This window comes from Plantibacter sp. CFBP 8798 (genome assembly GCF_014841195.1).
Classification (GTDB): domain Bacteria; phylum Actinomycetota; class Actinomycetes; order Actinomycetales; family Microbacteriaceae; genus Plantibacter; species Plantibacter auratus.
This window is the reverse complement of record NZ_JACYTS010000003.1, coordinates 365,566-388,802: the sequence shown is the minus strand read 5'-3', so window position 1 is coordinate 388,802 and position 23,237 is coordinate 365,566. Positions and strand designations below refer to the sequence as shown.

At 70.3% G+C, this 23,237-nt stretch carries 14 protein-coding genes; 12 read left to right on the top strand and 2 right to left on the bottom strand.

Going from position 1 to position 23,237, the window contains the following annotated elements; translation table 11 throughout:
• Window positions 1-13: 13 nt before the first annotated feature.
• The 7 genes from IFU30_RS20495 to IFU30_RS14425 all read left to right on the top strand — a co-directional run bounded on the left by IFU30_RS20495 (window position 14) and on the right by IFU30_RS14425 (window position 8,178).
• A complete protein-coding gene (locus IFU30_RS20495) occupies window positions 14-982 on the top strand; it encodes a DUF5819 family protein (protein ID WP_192005644.1) in 969 nt (322 codons plus the stop codon).
• Window positions 979-2,004, top strand: a complete 1,026-nt coding sequence (locus IFU30_RS14450; RefSeq protein WP_137243732.1) for an HTTM domain-containing protein — start codon at window positions 979-981, stop codon at window positions 2,002-2,004. The genes IFU30_RS20495 and IFU30_RS14450 overlap by 4 nt, the downstream gene beginning before the upstream one ends.
• A 146-nt stretch (window positions 2,005-2,150) precedes the next feature.
• Window positions 2,151-3,590, top strand: a complete 1,440-nt coding sequence (locus tag IFU30_RS14445; protein WP_192005642.1) for a phytoene desaturase family protein — start codon at window positions 2,151-2,153, stop codon at window positions 3,588-3,590.
• A gap of 310 nt (window positions 3,591-3,900) precedes the next feature.
• Window positions 3,901-4,689: a DeoR/GlpR family DNA-binding transcription regulator gene (locus IFU30_RS14440; RefSeq protein ID WP_085512485.1), complete on the top strand. Its 789-nt coding sequence runs from the start codon at window positions 3,901-3,903 to the stop codon at window positions 4,687-4,689.
• Window positions 4,686-5,687, top strand: a complete 1,002-nt coding sequence (locus IFU30_RS14435) for a 1-phosphofructokinase family hexose kinase (RefSeq protein WP_192005640.1) — start codon at window positions 4,686-4,688, stop codon at window positions 5,685-5,687. Before IFU30_RS14440 ends, IFU30_RS14435 begins: the two co-directional genes overlap by 4 nt.
• Before the next feature lie 99 nt (window positions 5,688-5,786).
• Window positions 5,787-7,829: a PTS fructose transporter subunit IIABC gene (locus tag IFU30_RS14430; protein WP_192005638.1), complete on the top strand. Its 2,043-nt coding sequence runs from the start codon at window positions 5,787-5,789 to the stop codon at window positions 7,827-7,829.
• Between the two features lie 79 nt (window positions 7,830-7,908).
• Entirely contained in the window at window positions 7,909-8,178 is a 270-nt protein-coding gene (locus IFU30_RS14425; RefSeq protein ID WP_056014456.1) for an HPr family phosphocarrier protein, read from the top strand.
• Between the two features lie 362 nt (window positions 8,179-8,540).
• On the opposite strand, the gene IFU30_RS14420 is transcribed toward IFU30_RS14425, so the two are convergent.
• The gene (locus tag IFU30_RS14420; protein WP_192005636.1) at window positions 8,541-12,449 is read right to left on the bottom strand and encodes a glycoside hydrolase; all 3,909 of its coding nucleotides are present in this window, start codon (window positions 12,447-12,449) and stop codon (window positions 8,541-8,543) included.
• 189 nt (window positions 12,450-12,638) lie between these two features.
• Window positions 12,639-13,679, bottom strand: coding sequence for a LacI family DNA-binding transcriptional regulator (locus tag IFU30_RS14415; protein ID WP_249404833.1), 1,041 nt, complete (start codon window positions 13,677-13,679; stop codon window positions 12,639-12,641).
• Window positions 13,680-13,829: 150 nt separating this feature from the next.
• Here IFU30_RS14415 and IFU30_RS14410 point away from each other — a divergent pair, with 150 nt between their 5' ends.
• The 5 genes from IFU30_RS14410 to IFU30_RS14390 all read left to right on the top strand — a co-directional run bounded on the left by IFU30_RS14410 (window position 13,830) and on the right by IFU30_RS14390 (window position 23,228).
• The gene (locus IFU30_RS14410; RefSeq protein ID WP_064296050.1) at window positions 13,830-14,753 is read left to right on the top strand and encodes a carbohydrate ABC transporter permease; all 924 of its coding nucleotides are present in this window, start codon (window positions 13,830-13,832) and stop codon (window positions 14,751-14,753) included.
• A complete protein-coding gene (locus tag IFU30_RS14405; protein WP_064296051.1) occupies window positions 14,753-15,703 on the top strand; it encodes a carbohydrate ABC transporter permease in 951 nt (316 codons plus the stop codon). Before IFU30_RS14410 ends, IFU30_RS14405 begins: the two co-directional genes overlap by 1 nt.
• A 68-nt stretch (window positions 15,704-15,771) precedes the next feature.
• The gene (locus IFU30_RS14400) at window positions 15,772-17,124 is read left to right on the top strand and encodes an ABC transporter substrate-binding protein (RefSeq protein ID WP_124769910.1); all 1,353 of its coding nucleotides are present in this window, start codon (window positions 15,772-15,774) and stop codon (window positions 17,122-17,124) included.
• 117 nt (window positions 17,125-17,241) lie between these two features.
• On the top strand, window positions 17,242-18,999 hold the full coding sequence (locus IFU30_RS14395) for a glycoside hydrolase family 35 protein (RefSeq protein ID WP_192005634.1): 1,758 nt from the start codon (window positions 17,242-17,244) through the stop codon (window positions 18,997-18,999).
• A 245-nt stretch (window positions 19,000-19,244) separates the two neighbouring features.
• The gene (locus IFU30_RS14390) at window positions 19,245-23,228 is read left to right on the top strand and encodes a family 43 glycosylhydrolase (RefSeq protein ID WP_192005632.1); all 3,984 of its coding nucleotides are present in this window, start codon (window positions 19,245-19,247) and stop codon (window positions 23,226-23,228) included.
• Window positions 23,229-23,237 lie beyond the last annotated feature (9 nt).

Genomic DNA, 23,237 nt, shown 5'->3' with positions numbered 1-23,237 from the left:
CCAAGGAGGAACCGTGACTCCGATCACACGCACACCCGTGGAGGGCCGTTCTGACACCCTTCGACAAGCTCAGGGACCGGAAGGGGCTCAGGGACCGGGAGGGGCTCAGGGACCAGAAGGGGCTCAGGGACCAGACGGCGCCGAGGGACCGGACGGCGATCAGGCACCGGCGTCCGGTCGGCAGGACCGGGGAGCGGGATCGTCTCGGGACGAAACCGCCCCGCCGAAGCGGGCCGCGCGCATCGCCGCCGCGGTCTCGATCGCCCTCGTCGGCGTCTACGTCGCGGGCACCCTCGTCATCGTCTCACCGACCACACCCGTCCGTGGTGCCGTCGTCGCCGCAGCCGGCCCGTACTTCACGCAGAAGTGGAACGTCTTCGCGCCGAGCATCATGAAGACGAACATCACCTTCTCCGTCCAGGCCCAGTGGCGCGACGCCGACGGGACGCTCGTGAAGTCCGACTGGGTCAACGTCACGAAGCTCGAGCAGCAGGCCGTCCCCGGCCACGCCGAGCCGTCGCGCATCCAGAAGTCCTCGTGGAACGCGATGCTCGCCTACAACGCCCGCTACCTCGCCCTCGATGCCCAGCAGCGTGAGATCGTCCGCGACACCTTCATCCAGCGAGCCGACGGTGGCGGGTATCGCGCCCAGTCGGCCGAGTCGCTCATCGCCGACCTCGATGCCGTCAGCACGACGCCGGGCTCGGGGCAGGGCGACGTCGTCCGGTTCCTCCGCTACGACTACATGCTCAAGGAGTACGCGACCGCGTTCTCCACGGCGTACTTCGACCAGGACGTCGAGCGCGTCCGGTGGCGGATCGACCGCACCCGCCCGAACGACTTCGAGAACCGCTTCTCCGAGGAGCAGCAGTTCGACGACACCGCCGTCACCTTCGGCTGGCGGCACGTCGACGACGTCATCGACCCGGAGACCCTCGCCGTCTACCGCGACGTCGTCACCCGCTACGGAGGTGCACGATGAACGCCGTCCGCGCATCGTTCGACCGGTTCGCCGGCTGGGTCACGGGTGCCAAGCACGCCGGCTACAGCCTCTCCGCCCTGCGGATCCTCTACGGTGTCGCGATCGTCAGCTTCCTGTTCACGAGCCTCGCCGACCGCCACTACCTCTGGGGCGTCGCGTCGAAGTGGGTCGACCCGGAGGCGAACCGTCGCGCGTGGTTCCCGCTGTTCGAGCTCGTCTTCACGAAGGACAGCGCCTTCGTCTTCGACCTCGCCTACGGGGTGCTCATCGTGCTCGGGCTGCTCTTCCTCGTCGGCTGGCAGACCCGGTTCGTCACGCCAGTCCTGCTCGTGTTCTGGGTGGGGCTCGCGACCAACAGCACGGTGCTGACCAATGGCGGCGACACGATCATCCGCATCACGCTGCTGTTCCTGGTGTTCGCGGACCTGTCGCGTCACTGGTCGGTCGACGCGTGGCTCACCAAGCGGCGGGGGCGAGCGCTGCGGCCGATCCTGCGCGGTCGGTTCGCGATCCCGGCCTGGCTCGCGAACGCCGCCAACAACACCGCGGTCCTCCTCTGCGCGTACCAGATCATGCTCGTCTACGTGAACTCCGGCATCTACAAGCTCATGGGTCCCGAGTGGCGGGAGGGCACGGCGTTCTACTACTCGCTCGTCCTCGACGTGTTCCGGCCGTTCCCGGCGCTGAGCGACCTCGCCTGGCAGGTCGGTCCGTTCGTCTGGGTCGCCACGTTCCTGTCGGTCTGGGTGCAGCTGCTGTTCCCGGTGCTGATCCTGTGGCGGCCGACGCGGATCCTCGCGCTCGGCTTCACGATCCTGATGCACCTCGGCATCGGCCTCTTCCTCGGGCTGTGGCCGTTCTCGCTCGCGATGATCGCCCTCGACCTGCTCTTCGTCCGCGACCGCAGTTGGGTCGCCGTCGGTCGGTGGGCGTCGCACGCCGGGGGAGTGCTCCGCCAGCTGCTGCCGGAGCGCCAGAGGACCGAAAGACCCGTCACGACGTCGGCCGGTTCGCCGTCGTGACCACAGCCGTCTCGCGCGTTCGGGTGCGAGACGAACCGGCGGTCGGCGCCACGGTTGCGCCGACCGCCACCCGTTCCATCCCAGCCGGCGCGGGCGTCGCGGAACCCGTCATCCCATGTCCATCGCCCACGACCTAGGCTGGAGCGATGGTGGATGCGGTCGTCGTCGGGAGCGGGCCGAATGGTCTCGCCGCTGCAGTGACCCTCGCGCGCGCCGGCCTCGAGGTCGAGGTGCATGAGGCAGCCGACACCATCGGCGGCGGTCTGCGGACGCAGGAGCTGACCGAACCGGGCTTCCGTCACGACGTCTGCTCGGCGATCCACCCGATGGTCCTGACCTCACCGTTCTTCCGAGCGTGGAAGGCGACGGAGCGCGTCGACTACCTGATCCCGGAGGCCTCCTACGGGCACCCGCTCGACCGCGGCCGCGCCGGCATCGCCTACCGCGACCTCGACCGGACGGTGGGCACGCTCGGCGTCGACGGCATCGCGTGGCGGGAGCTGCTGCAGCCCGTCGTCGACCGCATGGAGGCCGTGACCGAGTTCACGCTCAACCCGCTGCTGCCCATCCCGAAGCGGCTGTTCGACGTAGTCCCGTTCGGCCTGCGGGTGCTCGAACAGGGATCCCCGGCCTGGTTGCGGCGGTTCGAGGGCACGGTCGCGCCCGGCATGCTCACGGGGGTCATGGCGCACACGATCACGAAGCTCCCCGGGCTCCCGGCGGCGGGCGCCGGACTCGTCCTCGCCGCGAACGCGCACGCCGACGGCTGGCCGCTGCCCATCGGCGGAGCGCAGTCGCTCGCCGACGCCATGGTGGCCGACCTCGAGGCGCACGGCGGCCGCGTCGTCACCGGACACCGGGTCACCGCCGTCTCGGATCTGCCCCTGTCCGCAGCGGTCTTGTTCGACACCAGCCCGCGGGACATGGTCGCGGCGGTCGGGTCCCGGCTCCCCACCGACTACGTCCGTGCGCTCGATCGGTTCCGCTACGGCAACGCCGTCTTCAAGCTGGACCTCGCGGTCTCGGAGCCGATCCCGTGGACCAACCGGCCACTGCTCGACGCCCCCACCGTGCACCTCGGTGGGACAGCCGAGGAGATCGCCGCCTCCGAGAACGCGGTGGCCGCGGGTCGCCATCCGGATCGACCGTACGTGCTGCTGTCGCAGCCCTCGCTGTTCGACGCGAGTCGCGCGCCGGTGGGGAAGCACACGGTGTGGGCGTACTGCCACGTGCCGAAGGGGTCCCGGGCGGGCATGTCGGAGGCGATCATCGACCAGATCGAGCGGTTCGCGCCGGGCTTCCGCGACACGATCATCGCGCAGGCGGGCCGCGACACCGTCGTCGTCGAACGCGAGAACCCCAACGACATCGGTGGCGACATCTCCGGGGGCGAGCCGTCGCTGCGTCAGCTGCTGCGGCGCCCGGTGGTGCGTCGCGAACCGTGGCGGACGCCCGCGGCCGGGGTCTACCTCTGCTCGAGCTCGGCCGCGCCGGGGATGGGCGTGCACGGGATGGCGGGGTTCCTGGCGGCGGAATCCGCCCTGCGGCATACTTTCCGCCTGCCGATCCCGTCCCTCGCGCCCTGACCCGCTGCCGACCCGCCCACCTGACCGGTCGCTGAGCGACCTCCCCTGATCGGTCACTGAGCGACCTCCCTGATCGGTCGCTGAGCGGCCTCCCTGATCGGTCACTGAGCCTGTCGAAGTGCGCCCTTCGACAAGCTCAGGGACCGGGGATGGTTGCGCCCTTCGACAAGCTCAGGGACCGGGGATGGTTGCTGCCCTTCGACAAGCTCAGGGACCGGAAAAGACGTGGATCTGTGTTTCTCTGTGTTTGTGTGATACTTTCTTCGCACTGCAAGCCTGCAACACCGGAAACGAAGGTCAAGGACGACGCATGTACGCGACGGAGCGGCACGAGCACATCACCAGCCGGGTGAAGACGAGCGGACGGGTCTCCGTCGCCGACGTCTCCCGCGAGCTGGGCGTCACCGCTGAGACGATCCGTCGCGACCTCGACCAGCTCGAAACCTCCGGCGTCCTGCGCCGCGTCCACGGCGGCGCCGTCTCCGCAGCACGTGCCTCCGTCGCCGAGGCCAGCCTCGCCGATCGCCAGGGCCAGCGGAGCGACGCGAAGGCCACGATTGCCCGTGCGGCCCTCCGGCTCATCCCGGCCACGTTCAGTGGCTCGATCGTCATCGACGCCGGCACGACCACAGCCCACCTCGCCGACCTCCTCGTCACCTGGCGCCCGGCCACCGCCGGCCAGACGCTCACGGTCATCACCAACTCCGTGCCGATCGCCGCGACGCTCCACCACTGCGACCACGTCGAACTGCACCTCCTCGGCGGCCGCGTCCGTGGCATCACGAGCGCGGCGGTCGGCAGCACGACCGTCGACGAGCTCGGTCGCTTCCGTCCCGACATCGCCTTCGTCGGAGCCAACGGGGTCAGCGCCGACTTCGGCCTCAGCACGCCCGACGAACTCGAGGGCGCCGTGAAGTCGGCGATCGTCCGCGGTTCGCGACGGGCCGTCGTCCTTGCCGACGCCGCCAAGCTCGGTGAGGAAGCGCTCATCCGCTTCGCCGCCCTCGACGAGATCGACACCGTCATCACCGACGAGGTCGTTCCGACGACGCTCGGGGACGCCCTCGAGGCTGCGGGTGTCGAGGTGGTCGTCGCATGATCATCACCCTGACCGCCAACCCCTCGCTCGACCACACGGTGGAGCTCCCCGGCATCGTCGAGCGCGGCGAGGTCCTCCGCGCACTCGCCAGCCGGGAGCAGCCGGGCGGCAAGGGCGTCAACGTCTCGCGGGCGATCGCCGCCGCCGAGTTGGCGACCATCGCCGTCCTCCCCGGCGAATCGACCGACCCGATGATCGAGTCGCTCCGCGCGCAGGGCATCGACGTCCTCGCCGTCCCGACCGGGCACCCCGTGCGCCGCAACATCACGCTGACCGAGCCCGACGGCACCACGACCAAGATCAACGAGCCGGGTCCGCTCCTCACCGAGGACGACGCTGCACGCCTCGTCGACGCGACCGCCCGTGCCGCCGCGAGTGCCGAATGGCTCGTCATCGCCGGTTCGCTGCCACCCGGGCTGCCGGCCGACTTCTACGCACGGATCGTCCGGGCCGCTCGCGCCCTCACCGACGGCACTCGCCCGCTCGTCGCCGTCGACAGCTCGGGGGAGCCGCTCGCCGCCCTCCTCGCCGCCTTCGCCGTCACCGGGGAACGCGTCGACCTCATCAAGCCGAACGGTGCCGAACTCGCCGAACTCACCGGCACGGCGTCCGGCGACGAGATCGAGGCGGACCCGGCGCTCGCCGCGTCCGTCGCCGCCACGCTCATCGGCACCACGGACCGACCCGGCCCGGTCGCCGCCGTCCTCGTCACGCTCGGCTCCCGAGGCGCCGTGCTGGTGGAGGGTGACACCGCCTGGTCGGCCCGGGCCCCGAAGATCGTCGCGCGCAGCACCGTCGGTGCGGGGGACTCCTCCCTCGCCGGCTACCTGATCGCCCGAACCGCAGGTCACGCACCTGCAGCACGCCTCGCGCAGGCCGTCGCCCACGGAGCCGCAGCCGCGGCACTCCCGGGCAGCGACGTGCCGGCGCTCAGCGGGACGGACGCCGCCGCCATCGACGTCGCCCAGCTCCCGCAGCGGATCCCCTCCGCCCCCTGACCGCCCCCGGTTCCTGACCGCCCACCCCGGTCCCTGAGCTTGTCGAAGGGCCGCCCCGACCACCCGAAGCACCAGCATCCGTTTCGAAGGAGAACCCAGATGTCCACCCCACTCATCACCCCAGGGCTCGTCGCCCTCGACGCCGACCTCGGCTCCGATCGCGCGGGTGTCATCCGCGCGCTCGCCGAGCTCGTCGTCCGCGCCGGCCGTGCCACCGACACCGAGGCCCTCTTCGCCGACGCCTGGGCACGGGAGAGCAAGACCGACACCGGCATCCCCGGCGGCATCGCGATCCCGCACTGCCGTTCGGCCGCCGTCACCGAGCCGACGCTCGCGATGGCCCGCGTCTCGCCGCTCGTCGACTTCGGCTCTGACGACGGCCCGGCCGACCTCCTCTTCTTCATCGCGGCTCCGGACGGCGCCGACCAGGCGCACCTCGCCCTCCTGTCGAAGCTCGCCCGCTCGCTCATCAAGCCCGAGTTCGTGACCTCGCTGCGTGAGGCGCCCGACGCCGCCGCGGTGGTCGCCCTCGTCGATGGTGCACTCAGCGATGCACCCAAGCCGGCGTCGGCTCCCACAGCCGAGCGTGCCGCGACGGCTCCCGTCGAGGCCGGCGACCAGGCCGCACGGCCCGTGCTCATCGCGGTCACCTCGTGTGCAACGGGCATCGCCCACACCTACATGGCGGCCGACTCGCTCGCCGCCACCGCCAAGCGCCTCGGTGTCGAGCTGCACGTCGAGACGCAGGGCGCCTCCGGTGCGACCCCGCTGCCCGCCGACGTCGTCGCGAAGGCGCAGGCGGTCATCTTCGCCGTCGACGTGGACGTCCGCGACGTCACCCGCTTCGCCGGCAAGCCTGTCATCAAGGCTCCCGTGAAGCGCGGCATCGACGCCCCGGAACAGCTCATCAACGACGCGGTCGCCGCGATCGCGAACCCGAACGCCCCGCGGGTCGCCGCAGCGGCCGGTGACGCCTCCGCGTCGACGTCGGACAAGAAGGACGCCAACGTCGGTCAGTCGATCAAGCGCTGGCTGCTCACCGGCGTCAGCTACATGATCCCGTTCGTCGCGGGTGGCGGTCTGCTCATCGCCCTCGGCTTCCTCCTCGGTGGATACAACATCACCGAGAACGCCGGCAAGATCATCGTCGAGAACAGCCTCGCGAACCTCCCGGCGGGCGGCCTCGGCACCTACCTGGGTGCGGTCGCGTTCTCGATCGGTGCCGCGTCGATGGGCTTCCTCGTCCCGGCCCTCGCGGGCTTCATCGCCTTCGCGATCGCCGACCGACCGGGCATCGCGCCCGGGTTCGTCGCCGGCGCCGTCGCCCTCCTCATGAGCGCCGGCTTCCTCGGCGGACTCGTCGGTGGTCTGCTCGCCGGCGGTGTCGCCTACGGCCTCGGCCGACTCAACGTGCCCCGCTGGTTGCGCGGCCTGATGCCCGTCGTGATCATCCCGCTCCTCGGATCGATCGTCGCCTCCGGCCTCATGATCCTCGTCCTCGGCGGCCCGATCGCCGCGCTCATGAACGGCCTCAACTCGTGGCTGTCCGGTCTCACCGGCGTCTCCGCCATCCTGCTCGGGGTCATCCTCGGCACGATGATGGCGTTCGACCTCGGCGGTCCGGTCAACAAGGTCGCGTACTCGTTCGCCGTCGCCGGTCTCGGTGCGGGAACGCTCGCCAACCAGGCACCGTGGCAGATCATGGCCGCCGTGATGGCCGCCGGCATGGTGCCGCCGCTCGCGATGGCACTCGCCTCGACCGTCCTCAGCCGTCGTTCGTTCACCGCGGTCGAGCGGGAGAACGGTAAGGCAGCCTGGCTGCTCGGCGCCGCGTTCATCAGCGAGGGTGCGATCCCGTTCGCCGCGGCCGACCTGTTCCGCGTCATCCCGGCGTCGATCCTCGGTGGTGCCGCCACCGGTGCGCTCATCATGGCGACCGGCGTCACCTCGCAGGCACCGCACGGTGGCATCTTCGTGTTCTTCGCCATCGGCAACATCGGGATGTTCATCCTGTCGGTCGCCGTCGGCACGGTCATCACCGCCGTCGCGGTCATCCTGCTCAAGCGGTTCGCCCGTCGTCGTCCGGTGGAGGGCGCCGACACGGCGGCCCCCGCGGTCACCACCGAGCCCGCGACCGTCTGATCCGTACCCGTCCGATCCACAGCCTGACCTGATCCACTGGTCCGGCCGGCACCAACCGAACCGCAGAAGGAGCATCATCATGGCCGAACGCCAAGCCACCATCGCCAGCCGCGTCGGGCTGCACGCCCGCCCCGCCAAGCTCTTCATCGAGACGGTCAAGCGCCAGCCGGTGCCCGTCACGATCGAGCTGGGCGACTCGGGCCCGCTCGACGCCTCGAGCATCCTCACGATCATGAGCCTCGGCGCCACCAACGGCGACGTCGTCACCCTCCGCGCTGAGGGCGAGGGCGCCGATGAGGCGCTCGCCGAGCTCGCCGGTCTCCTCGAGACGGACCTCGACGCCGAGTAGTCACCCCGCACCACGAAGCCCCGCCGCCCGAGTCATTTCGGACGGCGGGGCTTCCTCGTGGGCCCGTCGACAGGCTCAGGGAGCGTGGAACCGTTCCGGTCACTGAGCTTGTCGAAGTGTCCTCGGGGAACCGTGTCGTGTCGGGTGTGGTTGTTCGTGAGCCCTTCGACAGGCTCAGGGAGCGTGGAACCGTTCCGGTCACTGAGCTTGTCGAAGTGCCCCCGGGGAACCGTTTCGTGTCGTGCGTGGAACCGTTCCGGTCACTGAGCTTGTCGAAGTGCCCTCGGGGAACCGCGCGTCTGCCGACACGCGACGAACCCCGCCACCCGGGACGACGGGTGACGGGGTTCATCAGCAGCGACCTACTCTGCGGTGCGACGGCGACGCGCGAGCAGCACCGACGCGAAGCCGACGAGGCCGAGGAGCAGCGCGACGAGCCCGATGCTCGACACGTCCACACCCGTGCGCGACAGCGAGTCGGCGCCGGTGGCCGAACCGCCCGAGGGCGAGCTCGTGCCGTCACCACCGCCGACCGCGCCGCCGCCGGAGCCCGTGCCGGGACCGGTCCCGGGGTTCGTCCCCGGGTCGGTGCCGGGATCGGTCCCCGGGTCCACCGCGGCGGCGAGCACCGTCACCGGCGTGGACGTCGTCTCGACGGGTGCGAAGCCCTCCGCCGAGACCGTGACCCGCACCGCGAGCGCTGCACCAGCACTGCCGGTGGGCGGCGTGAACGTCGCCGTGTCGGCTCCGTCCACGACCTCGTCGTCGAGCAGCCACGCGTAGACGACGGCCGCGTCCTCCGGGTCCACGACGACTGCCGCGGTCGTCGGCACGCCCTCGCGGGCCACGCTCGACAGCGTCGCGGTCGCGACCGCCGTCCGGACGAAGGTGATGGTCGTCGACTGTGTGGTCACACCGTCAGCCGCCGTCACCGTGATGACGACACCGTCGGTCGCGTCAGCCGCAGCGCGAGCGTCAGCCGCCGGTGCCGCTTCGAGCGGCTCGATCGTCACCGTCGCGTCGCGGTCGGCCGGGACGGCGTCGACCACCGGGTCGGCGGACCCGGCGAGCGGCACCTCGTACTCGAGGACGCCTGCGTCGAAGCCCTCGACCGGCGTGCCGTTCACCCGCAGCGCGGCGAGGCTCGCCTCGGTCGCGACCGACGGTGCGAGCGCGTAGATCTCGACCTCCGAGACGACCATGTGGGTGTTCGCGTACGCCGTCATCAGGATGCGCACCGCACTCGTCGTGACGCCACCGAGGTCGACGTCGACGATCGGAGCCGTCCCATCGGTCGGGACCGGCACGGCGACCGCCCCACCCGGAGCGTCGATCCACGCGCCGTCGGCGTCGCGGACCTGCACGGTCAGTGCACTCGGCCAGCTGTTGGTGCTCCCGTCCTTGTAGGCGTAGAAGGTGACGTGCTCGATCGTGTGCTCACCGCCGAGCTCGTAGCTCAGCGTGTCGCTCGCCGGCTTGTTCGACGAACGCCAGTTCGACCAGCCCTTGTCGTTCCGCACACCGTTCTTCGTGTTGCTCGCGGGATAGCCGGACTCGGTGGACGTCGCGCTCGCGACGGTCGTGGCGTCCGGCGCGATGTTCCGCTCGCCGGGCGCCGTGACGATGATCGACAGGAGTGCGTCGATCGGTGCCGCGGCCGGGTCGTTCGAGGCAGCCGTGCCGCGCACCTGCACCACACCGGTGTCGGCGAGGTCGGCGTCGTCGAGGGTGCTGAAGTCCCAGGCGACGGGCGTGTCGAAGCGGTTGACACTCGCACCGATCTGCGCCGGGACCGTGGTCGGTGCCGCAGCGATGACGGCGCTTGCCGGGGACCCCGCGGCGACCGTCAGGGAGACCGGCTCGGTGGTCGTGAAGCCACCGATGTCGACGGTGGCCTGCGCGGTGAACGCCGCACCCCAGCCGTCGGTGCCGGAACCGTTCACGACGATCGTGCCCGGCGTGTTCCAGTCCACGGCCGAGGTGTCCCAGGTGACCGGCACCGGCGCGCCCTGGACCGCGCCGTACAGCGGCACCACGGTCGCGGGCAGCGCCGCCGGAACACCGGCGACGGTCTGCACCGTGACCGGCTGCACGCCCGTGAGGGCGGTGTCGACGAAGTTCCAGGTCTGGTTCGCGCCGTTGTTCGACTGGTAGACGCCGACGGCGGCGCCCGTCGTGGTGGACTGCCCGCCGACCTCGAGGGCCTGGCTGGTCCCGACGTTCACGAGGCTCCAGTCCGAGCCGTTGGTCGTCGTCGGGATCCACTGCAGCGATGGGTCGGCCGCAGCCTGTTCCCGCGTCGCAGCGACGAGCGAGGTGCCGGCGGAGTTCGCGGAGAGGAGTGCCCCGGACGAGCTGCGGACGGCGTAGCGGTCGGTGTTCGTGCCGCCGCCGGCGAGGAGTTCAGCGGTCCACACCTGTGCGGCACCGGTCGTGGCGTCGGAGGCACGCGGGGTGATCGTGCCGGCCGGGACGGTCCCGGTCGTGGCTGCGGCGGTGAACGCCTTCGCGCTCTGCTTGCCGACGAGCTGGTAGGCGTGTCCGTCCTGGAACGGCGCCGCGTCGGCTGCGACACCGGTCGCACCGTCGACGAGGAAGGTGGTGACCGACTTCGCCGGGACCGTGAGCGTCGCCTGCTTGGTCACCGGGTCGATCGACACGGCGTCGCCCTGCACGAGTGCGTTTGCGGTGACGTCGTCCGCGGGGGACTCCGTCGTCACGATCGGCGTGACCGTCGCGCCGGGAGCGATGTCCGCGAACTTCGACAGGTCGATGGTGATCGTCCGAGCCGAGGTCGACGGGTTGGCGTGCACGAGGGTCGCACCGGTGCCGTCGGCACGGAGCGCCGTGGTGGTCTGCGTGTCGGTGGACGGGATGAGGTGGTCACCGGGCTGCACGTAGTGGGTGAAGTTGCGGAGCGTGTTGTACTTCGCGTTCGTCTTCACGGAGCAGCTCGGGTCGGCGTCGCCGTCGGCGATGCGTCGCTCGGAGTCGCCCTCGGCGTTGCAGTCGAAGTCGATGAGGACGCTGCCCCAGTTGAGCTTCTCGACCTTCTCCATGTTGTAGAGGTCCTCGACGGGCTGCCAGAGCACCCACGCGGTCGGCTCCAGGTTGCGGAGGTCGTCGATGAGGTGCGTCGCCATACCGATGCCGTTGTCGATGTTCGTGAGGTTGTGCTTGCCGCTGGAGTCCCAGTTGCCCTCGACCTCGCTCATCCACAACGGCTTGCCGGCGGTCTTCGCGATGTCGCGCGCGACGACGCTGCCGCCCTGGCCGTAGCTGTGGACGTTGAGCTGCGTGACGAGGTCCTTGGCGGTCTGCGACCAGCCGTTCCAGTTCGTCGCGAAGATGCCGGGGTTGGTCTCGTCCATGGCCGCGATGACGGCCTCGGTCGAGGTGCCCTCGGCGGCGAGGCGCTCGGCGAGGGCCTTGATGACGGTGTCCTGCATGGCCGGGCCGATGTGCGCACCCTCCTGGCGTCCGCCCTTCGGCCAACCGGTGGCCTCGTCGATCTGGGTGCCCCAGTAGTTCGTGTTCGGCTCGTTGAAGGGGTCGATGGTGTCGAAGTCGATGCCCGTGTCGGCCTCGAGGTGGTCGACGACCGTGGTGAGGTACGCGACGAAGTCGTCGACGCTCTCCGGCTTCAGCTGCTCGTCGGCGGCGTTGAAGTTGCCTGACGCGTAACCGCTCTCGGTCATGAAGTAGGGCGGGGAGTTGCTGAACGCCTCCCACTTGGTGATCTTGTCCTTGAGCGCCGTGAGCCACCAGCGCTGGGTCTCGTCGGCGTCGAAGTCGTAGGAGGCCGGGTCGTCGGCGTCCCAGGCGGCGGCGTATCGGTCGCGGTCGGCGTAGTCGGAGGTGATGGGGCCGTCGGCGTCGCTCGCGGCGAGGTCCGGGTTCCACCAGCCGTCGACCGCGCCGCCGGCCCGCAGGTATGGCGGGACGTCGCTCGCGTTGCCGCCACCGATGTTGTAGCGCGCGATGTTGAGGTTGAGGCCGTCCTCGCCGAACACCTTGTCGAACAGGTCCTGGCGGACGTCCGCCGGGTAGTCGCCGGTCGCGTTGGCGAACCAGACGAGGCTCGTGCCCCAGCCCTCGAACGCCTCGTTCTGGTAGGCGGGGTTGGGGGTGATGGTGAGGGGCGTGCTCTCCGCGGCGGCCGCAGGTGCGGCGTCCACGGTGGCGAGTGCTGGTGCGATCGCGGCGATGCCGAGGGCGACGGCGACGGTCGCTCCGATCGTTCGTCGGCGGACTGGTGACGGCAGTGTCATCGGTGGTTCCTTCGTTGGAGGCCGTGGTGCAGGGGATGTTCACGTGAACATTCAGCGGCGTCGAACCACCGTGTTCACGTCAACATTTCCGACGAGTATGGGCGACCCCTCGCTCGGGTGTCAAGCGATGGGACGGCGCACCGTGGGCATTTCGACAGGCTCAATGATCGGATCAGGAGCCCGGCAGGCTCAGACCGCGGGCGGGGGAGCCGTGCTCGCGCGGACGACGAGGGACGTCGGCGTGAGGGGCTCAGTGGAGAGCTGCGGGCCCTCCTCGATCTCGCGGAGGAGGGTCGTGATCGCCCGGCGTCCGATCTCGTCGAAGTCCTGGTGCACCGTCGTGAGCGGCGGCCAGAACGAGTCCGACTCCGGGGTGTCGTCGAAGCCGACGACGCTGATCGACTCCGGCACGGCACGGCCGCGCTCGTGCAGGGCGCGGAGGAGTCCGAGCGCCATCTGGTCGTTCGAGGCGAAGACGGCCGTGATCTCCGGGCGCTCGGCGATCTCGAGGCCGATCTCGTACCCCGAGGTCGTCGACCAGTCGCCACGGAACGCGGGCGGCGGCGTGATGCCGGCCTCGCGCAGCGTGTCGGCCCAGCTCTGCTCGCGACGAGCCGCCGAGTACGAGGTGCGGGGGCCGGCGATGTGCCAGACGCCCTGGTGCCCGAGGTCGAGGAGGTGCTGAGTGGCGAGCGCCGCGCCCTGCGCCTGGTCGTTGTCGACGACCGGGTAGTCGGTGCGTGCCGCGGAGTCGATGACGACGACCGGGAGACCTGCGGGGAGTTCGACGTCGGCGCCGTCGACGATGTGCGACTCGATGACGATGATGAGGCCGTCGACGTCCTGCTCGCGGAGGCTGTCGAGTGCGACCGCGACGTCGCGTTGCGTCGGGTACTCGACGGGCACGACCGTCACTGAGTAGCCGGCCCGTGCGGCCTGGACCGTGATCGCGTCGAGCGTGCGCATGTTGCCGTAGGAGGAGAGCGTGAACATCGTGATCCCGATGCTGCGGGTGCGCCCCGATCGCAGCGCCCGCGCGGCCTTGTTCGGGCGGTAGCCGAGCTCGTTCATGGCCTCCAGCACGCGGTCGCGGGTGCCGTCGTCGACGTTGGTCAGCCCGTTCGCGACGCGGGAGACGGTCTGGGAGGAGACGCCGGCGTGCGCCGCGACGTCCGCCATCGACGGCGCTCGCCTGGCGCGGCCAGGCGCTCTCCGGGTGGTGTCCGTCATGGTCTCCCTATCGTCGCATCCATCCTTGCATGTTGACGTGAACATGCTATGGTACCGATCAGATGTTGACGTAAACATCTACCGCGATCCCACCCCCGCACGGCTCCACCGCACGACGGTTCCGCCCGAATCCCAGCAAGGAAGCTGCCCATGACCACTACGACCGCTCGCACCGGCCGGCCACCAGCGGTCCGTGTCCACCGACGCGACCGCCGGGATTGGAAGGGCTGGGCGTTCATCGCCCCCTTCATGATCGTCTTCGCGCTGATGATCATCGCGCCGCTCGTCTATGCGCTCTACCTCAGCTTCTTCCAGGAGAAGCTCATCGGCGGCAACGCCTTCGTCGGTTTCGAGAACTACGCCCAGGTGCTCCAGGACCCCAAGTTCTGGGAGCCGTTCGGTCGCGTCGCACTGTTCTTCGTCGTGCAGGTGCCGATCATGCTCGCCCTGTCGCTCACCGCCGCGCTCGCGCTCGACAGCGCCAGGCTCCACGGCGCCGCCTTCTTCCGCATCGCGCTCTTCCTGCCGTACGCCGTCCCGGGCGTCGTCGCGGCGCTCATCTGGGGCTTCATCTACGGCGACCAGTTCGGTCTCGCCGGCAGCTTCAACGACCTCGTCGGTGCCCAGATCCTCGAGCCGTTCAGCTCGCAGGCCGTCCTCGCGTCCATCGGCAACATCGTGACGTGGGAGTTCATGGGCTACAACATGCTCATCTTCTACGCCGCCCTCCGCGTCGTGCCCGGCGAGATCTACGAGGCTGCCGAGATCGACGGGGCCGGACAGTTCCGCACCGTCTTCAGCATCAAGATCCCCGCCCTCCGCGGAGCGCTCGTCATCGCGACGATCTTCTCCGTCATCGGGTCCTTCCAGCTCTTCAACGAGCCGAACCTGCTGAAGAACCTCGCGCCCAACGTGATCACGAGCAACTTCACCCCGAACATGTACGCCTACAACCTGTCCTTCGCCGGCCAGCAGTTCAACCTCGCGGCGACGGTCGCGATCATCATGGGCGTCATCACCGCCGTCATCGCCTACGTCGTGCAGGTGCGCGGCTCCCGACAGGAGAACAGCTGATGGCCACCGTCTCGAACCCGACCGTCCGCCCGCAGACCGTGTCGACCCGGACCGCCCGCAACCCGCGCGCCTTCGACCGGCCCACCCGGAAGCGCCACGACCCGCGCCGCAAGCGCTCGATCGTCCTCACGATCGTCATGGCCGTCTTCCTCATCTACTCGGTCGTCCCGATCCTGTGGCTCGTCATCAACGCGACGAAGTCCCAGCCCGACCTCTTCACCTCCTTCGGCCTCTGGTTCGGCGACGGCGGGTTCAACCTCTGGCAGAACATCGTCGACACCCTGACCTACCGCGACGGGCAGTTCGTCGGCTGGTTCGGCAACACGCTGCTCTACGTGGTGGTCGGTGCCGGTGGGGCGACGCTCCTCGCGACGATCGGCGGCTACGGCCTCGCCAAGTTCCGGTTCCCCGGCAAGCGCGCCGTGTTCGCGATCATCCTCGGCTCCATCGCGGTGCCGGGCACGGCCCTCGCCGTCCCGACCTTCCTGATGTTCAGCCAACTCGGCCTCACGAACACGCCGTGGGCGGTCATCCTGCCCTCGCTCGTCAGTCCCTTCGGCCTGTACCTCATCTGGACGTACGCGGTGGACGCGGTCCCGACCGAGCTGCTCGAGGCCGCCCGCATGGACGGCGCGGGGGAGTTCCGCACCTTCTTCACGATCTCGCTGCGACTCCTCGGCCCCGGCATCGTCACGGTGCTCCTCTTCGCGATCGTCGCGACCTGGAACAACTACTTCCTGCCGCTGATCATGCTGTCCGAACCCACCTGGTATCCGCTCACCGTCGGCCTCAGCCAGTGGAGCGCCCAGGCCACCGGTGTCGCCGCGCAGCCGATCTTCAACCTCGTGATCACCGGATCGCTCCTGACCATCGTCCCGATCGTCATCGCGTTCCTCTTCCTGCAGCGCTTCTGGCAGTCCGGCCTGAGTGCCGGCAGCGTCAAGGGCTGATCCCCGCCGTTCCCAACCCGCACCACCCGCATCACCTCCTCCTCCCAACGCAGTGAAAGGAAACACCCATGAAGCGCATCTCACCGTCTCGCACGGTTCTGCGCCGCGCGGCCACGGCGGCCGTCGCGTCCGCGATGATCGGAGCCTCGCTCGTCGCCTGCTCGTCCGGCGGCGGCAGCACCGCCTCGGGCGACGCCAAGGACATCGAGTCCGCCCTCGAAGCCGGTGGCGAGATCACCTACTGGTCCTGGACGCCCTCCGCCGAGGCGCAGGTCGCCGCGTTCGAGAAGGCCTACCCCAAGGTCAAGGTCAACCTCGTCAACGCCGGCACCAACACCACCGAGTACACGAAGCTGCAGAACGCGATCAAGGCCGGTAAGGGTGCCCCCGACGTCGCGCAGGTCGAGTACTACGCCATCCCGCAGTTCGCGCTCAGCGACTCCCTCGTCGACCTCAACGCCTACGGCTTCGGCGACCTGAAGGACGACTACAGCCCCGGCCCGTGGAGCTCCGTCAACATCGGCGACGGCCTCTACGCCCTCCCGCAGGACTCCGGCCCCATGGCCATGTTCTACAACAAGACGGTGTTCGACCAGTACGGCATCGCCGTGCCGACCACCTGGGACGAGTACATCGCGGCAGCCGCACAGCTGCACACGGCCGACCCGTCGAAGTACATCACCAACGACTCCGGTGACTCCGGCTTCGCGACCAGCATGATCTGGCAGGCCGGTGGACGTCCGTTCACCGCCGACGGCACCAAGGTGAGCGTCAACCTCGCCGACGAGGGCTCCAAGAAGTGGGCCGACACCTGGAACCAGCTCGTCGAGGGCGACCTCCTCTCCGAGGTCCCGGGATGGAGTGACGACTGGTACAAGTCGCTCGGCAACGGCAGCATCGCGACGCTCATCACGGGCGCCTGGATGCCCGGTGTGCTCGAGTCGTCCGTCGCCGAGGCCTCCGGTCAGTGGCGCGTCGCACCGATCCCGACCTACGACGGCAAGCCCGCCAACGCCGAGAACGGTGGCGGTGGCCAGGTCGTGCTGAAGCAGAGCAAGAACCCGGCGCTCGCCGCGGGCTTCCTCAAGTGGCTGAACAACGACGAGGACAGCGTCAAGGTCTTCCTCGACAACGGCGGCTTCCCGGCGACGACCGCCGACCTCAACTCCGACGAGTTCCTCTCCGCAGCTCCCGAGTACTTCGGTGGCCAGAAGATCAACGAGGTCCTCGTGCAGGGCGCGAAGGACGTGTCGACCGGTTGGCAGTACCTGCCGTACCAGGTCTACGCGAACAGCATCTTCGCCGACACCGTCGGACAGTCCTACGCGAACAAGGCCGACCTGAACGACGGTCTCGCCGACTGGCAGAAGCAGCTCGTCGAGTACGGCAACACGCAGGGCTTCACGGTCACCGAGAAGTAGCCGAACGGCACCTGTAGCACCAGCACCATCGACCGCGGCCGGTCGGAGGGTCCTCCGGGATCCGCTCCGGCCGGCCGTGGTCGCTCCATCCGCACCCCTTCATCACGGAGCCCCAGCATGCCCACCTTCTCCATCGGCGACGACGACTTCCTGCTCGACGGTCAGCCGTTCCGGATCATCTCCGGAGCCCTCCACTACTTCCGGGTGCACCCCGAGCAGTGGGCGGACCGCATCGCGAAGGCGAAGCTCATGGGCCTCAACACCATCGAGACCTACGTCGCGTGGAACCAGCACAGCCCCGAGCGCGGCGTGTTCGACACCACGGGCGTGAACGACCTCGAACGCTTCCTCGGCCTCGTCGCCGACGCCGGCATGTACGCGATCGTGCGTCCCGGCCCCTACATCTGCGCCGAGTGGGACAACGGCGGCCTCCCCGGCTGGCTGCTGCACGACCCCGAACTCGGCCTCCGTCGCAGCGAGCCTCGCTACCTGGCCGCCGTCCGCGAGTACTTCGAGGCGCTGCTGCCGATCGTCGCCCCGCTGCAGATCGACCGCGGCGGTCCCGTCATCCTCGTGCAGGTCGAGAACGAGTACGGCGCCTACGGCGACGACCACGACTACCTCCGCACGCTGACCGACTGGACCCGCGAGCTCGGCATCACCGTGCCGCTGACGACCGTCGACCAGCCCACGGCCCAGATGCTCGAGGACGGCAGCATCCCCGAACTCCACAAGACCGGCTCCTTCGGCAGCCGCTCGCTCGAACGCCTCGCGACCCTGCGTGAGCACCAGCCGACCGGGCCGCTCATGTGCTCCGAGTTCTGGGACGGCTGGTTCGACCACTGGGGCGAGCACCACCACACGACGCCCATCGCCGAGACGGCGGCGGACCTCGACGCCCTCCTCGCTGCCGGCGCGTCCGTGAACATCTACATGTTCCACGGCGGCACGAACTTCGGGTTCACCGGTGGCGCGAACGACAAGGGCCAGTACCGCTCGCACGTCACCTCCTACGACTACGACGCGCCCCTCGACGAGGCGGGTCACCCGACGGAGAAGTTCTTCGCCTTCCGCGACGTGATCGCGAAGTACGCCGAGGTGCCGACGGAGATCCCACCCGCGGCGACGGACGCCCCGGCGTTCACCGTGTCCTTCGAGCAGGAAGTCCCGTTCGCGGACGTGGCCGACGAGATCGCACCGCTCCAGGCGTTCGACCGGATCCCCACGATGGACGAACTCGGAGCGTTCAGCGGTCTGGCGCGCTACCGGGCGTCGCTCGGTGGACGCGGCGGGGTGCTCCGGTTCGCCGAGGTGCGCGACCGCGTGGTCGTCTCCGTCGACGGCGTTCCGGTCGGTGCACTCACCCGCGAGTTCAAGGAGCGCTCCATCGTCATCCCTGCGGGTGAGACGCTCGAACTCCTCCTCGAGAACCAGGGCCGTGTCAACTACGGCAAGCGCCTGGGGGAGCCGAAGGGGATCATCGGGCCCGTGTCGCTCGACGGCGTGGAACTCACGTCGTGGGGCATCGCGCCCGTGGCCCTCGACCGGCTCGACGCCGTCGTCGACGCCGCAGCCACGCGCACGTCCGGCGCCACGATCAGCGGTGCCGGGCCGGTCCTCCTCACCGCCACCGTCACGCTCGACGCGCCCACCGACCTGTTCCTCGACACCGCAGCCTGGGGCAAGGGGCTCGTCTGGGTGAACGGCTTCCTGCTCGGCCGCTACTGGTCGCGGGGGCCGCAGCACACGCTGTACGTCCCCGGCGGCCAGCTCCGTGCCGGGGAGAACCGCTTCACGGTGTTCGAGTTCCATGCGCTCACGACGCCGACGCTCTCCTTCCTCGCCCGCCCCTCGCTCGGCCCGACCGAGTTCTAGCCGCCCACGATCCGGTCGGCGTCGCCCGCACAGACGCGGCGCCGACCGCACCACCCGGTCCCTGACCTTGTCGAAGGGTCACAGGTCCGCTCCCCGCCCTTCGACAGGCTCAGGGACCGATCCAAACGCCAGCACCTCCACCCCGGTCCCCGACTTCAACCCCGGTCCCTGAGCTTGTCGAAGGGCCGCAGCACCTGAGCACCACCTCCGCAGCACCCCACGATGACGTGAAAGGACGCCGCAGCATGCGACGAGCGACGAGACGACCCGACCGATCGACACCGGATGGAGGTGCCGCCGTCCTGCGGCGGGGTGGTCTCGCCGCCGGGCTCCTGGCGGTCGCCATCGTCGGCACCACCACTCTGACGGCGGGGAGCGCGGCCGCTGCCGAGGCGCCCGCGGCGGCCCTGCTCAGCTGGGGCGACCCGGCGGCTCCCGCGGAGCTCGTCGGCACTCCGGTCACCGGTGTCGCCGCCGGTCTCGGCCACGCCGTGGCGCTCGGCGCGGACGGCACCGTGCTCGCGTGGGGCGCCGACGGCTTCGGCCAGTCGACCGTCCCGAGCCTCACGGGGACGATCACCCAGGTCGCGGCAGGCACGAACCACTCGCTCGCGCTCGCCGCCGACGGCACCGTCACCGCCTGGGGCCGCGACGCCGACGGCCAGGCCACGGTCCCGGCAGGACTCGACCGGGTCCTCCGCATCGCCGCCGGCGGACCGAACTCGGCCGCCGTCCGCGCCGACGGCACGCTCGCGCTCTGGGGTGACGACGCGTTCGGACAGAACGACCTCCCGACCGCGCTCGACGGTACACGCGTGACCGGCGTCGCGATCGGATCCGGCTTCACCGTCGCCCTCACCGACGACGGTGACGTCGTCCCCTGGGGGCGGAGCGACGCCGGGCAGCTCGAGCTCCCGACGGCGCTCGCCGACGAGGACGTCGTGCAGCTCGCCGCCGGCACCGACCACACACTCGCCCTCGCCGCCGACGGCACCGTCCTCGCCTGGGGCGCGGACGGCTCCGGCCAGACCGAGGTGCCGGCGTCCCTCGACGGGGTCGACGTCGTCCGTGTCTTCGCGGGTCCGTACCTGTCCGGGGCGATCGCCGCCGACGGATCGGTCACCGTCTGGGGTGCTGCCGACGCCCGCGCGGCACTGCCCGACGGTCTCCTGGCCGCCGGCGTCGCGCTCGGCGAGACGGGTGCCGTCGCCGCGGCCGGTGCGGTCCCCGTCGCCGGTGGCACGAACGGGGGCCTGGGCAACACCGTCGACTCCCTGCCCGGCGGCACCGATCCCGGAACCGGGCCGGGCGGCGAGCCCGGGGCGGACCCGGGGCTTGGTCAGCCGGGCTCGGGCACGAATGCGGCCGGTGCCGGTGGGCTCGCCGTGTCGGGTGTCTCGATCGCCGCCGCGGTGATCGTGGCTGCGGTGCTCCTGCTCGCGGGTGCCCTGCTCATCCTCCGCCGTCGTCGGGTCGTGGCCTCGAGCGCCGCCGAAGACGCTTCCTCCAGCGGCGGTGTCGGACGCAGTGGCGTCGCGGGCGCGGTCGTCCTCGCGCTCGGGCTCTCCGGCGCCCTCGTCACGGCGGACGCACCACGTGCCGAGGCCGCACCGAGCTACCCGAGCCCGACGGTCGACGAACTCGTCGCCAACGACTTCGTCCTCTACTTCGCGAACGCCGGCAGCACGGTGACCGACGCGGTCTCCGCCGGCGACCACATCGGGCTGTACCAGTCACGCACCGACCAGTCCTACGGGGTCGACGCCGCCACCGGCGCGTCCTGGGGATTCGTCGCCGACGCGAACAGCAACCCGACGGCGAACAGCTCCTCCGGGACAGAGAAGACCGCCTCCCTCCGGTACGACGCACCGCCAGCGGGCAGCTCCCTCCCGACGCGGTCGGTCGACTACGCCTTCGACCTCCCGGCCGGCAAGTACGAGGTCACCCTCGGGTTCAACCTGCCGAGCGGTTGGGCGGCACGACCGCTCGACCTCAAGGCCGAGGGCGAGACGCTCGCCCAGGTCACCGCGCCGGCCGGTGCGCTCCTCGAGCAGCAGCTCACGGTGAGCGTCGACGACGGCACCCTCGACCTCGAGGTCCACAGCCCGGCGGGTCGGACCAACACCTACACCGACCCCGCGGTGAACTACCTCGTCATCCGAGCGCCGCACACGGCGTCCACCGAGGTGCTCGCGGCGAAGATCCGAGCCGTCACGCTCGACGAGGGGCAGCGCGCCGGCTACGTCGCCGACTCGCTCGCCGTCCTCGACGCGGCGATCGCCGACGCCCAGGCGCTCGTGGACGCCGGGTCGACCGACACCGCGGCACTCACCGCCGCCTACGACGTGCTCGGTGCCGCACGCACCGCACTCCGGCCGATCGTCACCTACGATTCGTTCCGCCCGGGCCAGGCCTGGGTCGACGATCAGGGCAACCCGATCCAGGCGCACGGCGGGCAGGTCGTGCCGTCGACGGATGCCGACGGCCAGCCGATCTACTACTGGTACGGCGAAGACCGGTGGAACGGCTACGCGAGCAGCCGCGGGGTGCACGTGTACTCCTCGCGCGACCTCTACAACTGGACCGACGAAGGTCTGGCGTTGCAGGCCCTGTCGACCGTCGACCAGCTCACGACCGATCCTGCCGCAGCCGAGCTGTACGCCGACTACACGGCCCGGCAACGCGCGGCGGTCGTCCGCGACCTCCTGACGGTCCCGAGCGACCCGGTCGTCCCCGCAGCGATCCTCGAGCGGCCGAAGGTCATGTACAACGCCGCAACCGAACAGTGGGTCATGTGGATCCACACCGACGGCCCGAGCGCGACGTCCGACGCGCAGTACGCGAAGGCGACCGCCGGCGTCGCGGTCTCCGACTCACCGACCGGCCCGTTCCGCTACGTGGACAGCTACCGCCTGAACGTCGCGCCGGAGGGCGAGCCCAACTACCAGCCCGACAGCCCCGGCATGGCCCGCGACATGAACCTCTTCACCGACGTCGACGGCACCGGCTACATCATCTACGCGAGCGAGGAGAACCTGACCCTCTTCATCTCCAAGCTGTCGTCGAACTTCATGTTCCTGTCGGCACCCGTCGACCGCGCCGTGAAGGGCGAGGACTTCACCCGCACCTACATCGGTGGGCAGCGCGAGGCCCCGGCGGTGTTCGTCTACGACGGCACGTACTACCTCATCACCTCGGGCGCGACCGGCTGGAACCCCAACCCGGCCAAGTACGCCACCGCCGACTCGATGCTGGGGGAGTGGACCGACCACGGTAACCCGGTGAGCGGCTCCGGTGCGTCGACGACCCACGGCAGCCAGAGCACGTCCGTGATCCCCATCGACGCGGCCGCCGGCAAGTTCATCTACATGGGTGACCGCTGGACGCCGTCCGACCTCCGCAACGCGCCGGCCGTCTGGCTCCCGCTCGAGTTCGGCGACGACGGATCCCTGTCCCTGAAGTGGTACGACGAGTGGACGCTCGCGGACCTCGAGGGGAAGGGCAAAGTCGCGGTCGACGTCGACGTGCCGACGACCGTCCGACTCGGCGATGCGAGTACGCTGCCGAGCGAGGCGCAGGTCACGGAGGGCGGCACGACGACCACCCGGACGATCACCTGGGACACCGCTGCGCTCGCCGTCCCCGGTCCGGTCTCGCTCACCGGCGCGGTCGAGGGCGTGTCCCGCCCGGTGACCCGGCAGGTGACGGCCGTCCCGAAGGACCTCGTCTACCTCGTCGACGCCGGGGGATCGGCGTCGCCCGAGTACGACGCGATCCGCTCGGTGGCGGACGCCGACGGCACCCTGCTCAACTCGACGTCCGACCGGACGCTCGGGGCCGACGCGGCCACCGGCGCGAACTGGGGCGTCGTCGGCGCGGAGACGGGCACGACCGACGGGCCGTTCTCGGAGTCGCTCCGCTACGTCGCGAGTTCCGCGACCGACCGCACCCTGGAGTACGCGTTCGACTCCCTCGACGCGGGGAGCTACGACGTGTACGTCGGGCTGTACGACCCGTGGTCGCAGTGGGCGGACAACCGGCGCGCGGACATCGGGGCGAACGGTGCGACGCTGCTCAGCGCGCAACCGATCACCGGCACTCCGACGGTGGCGACGCTGTCGTCCGTGCAGCCGGACGCGGGCGGCCGCCTGTCGATCACCCTCGATCCGGTCGGTTCGGGCGGCGGCACCGACGTGCAGCTCTCCTGGATCATGATCGTCCGACGCTGACTCCACGTC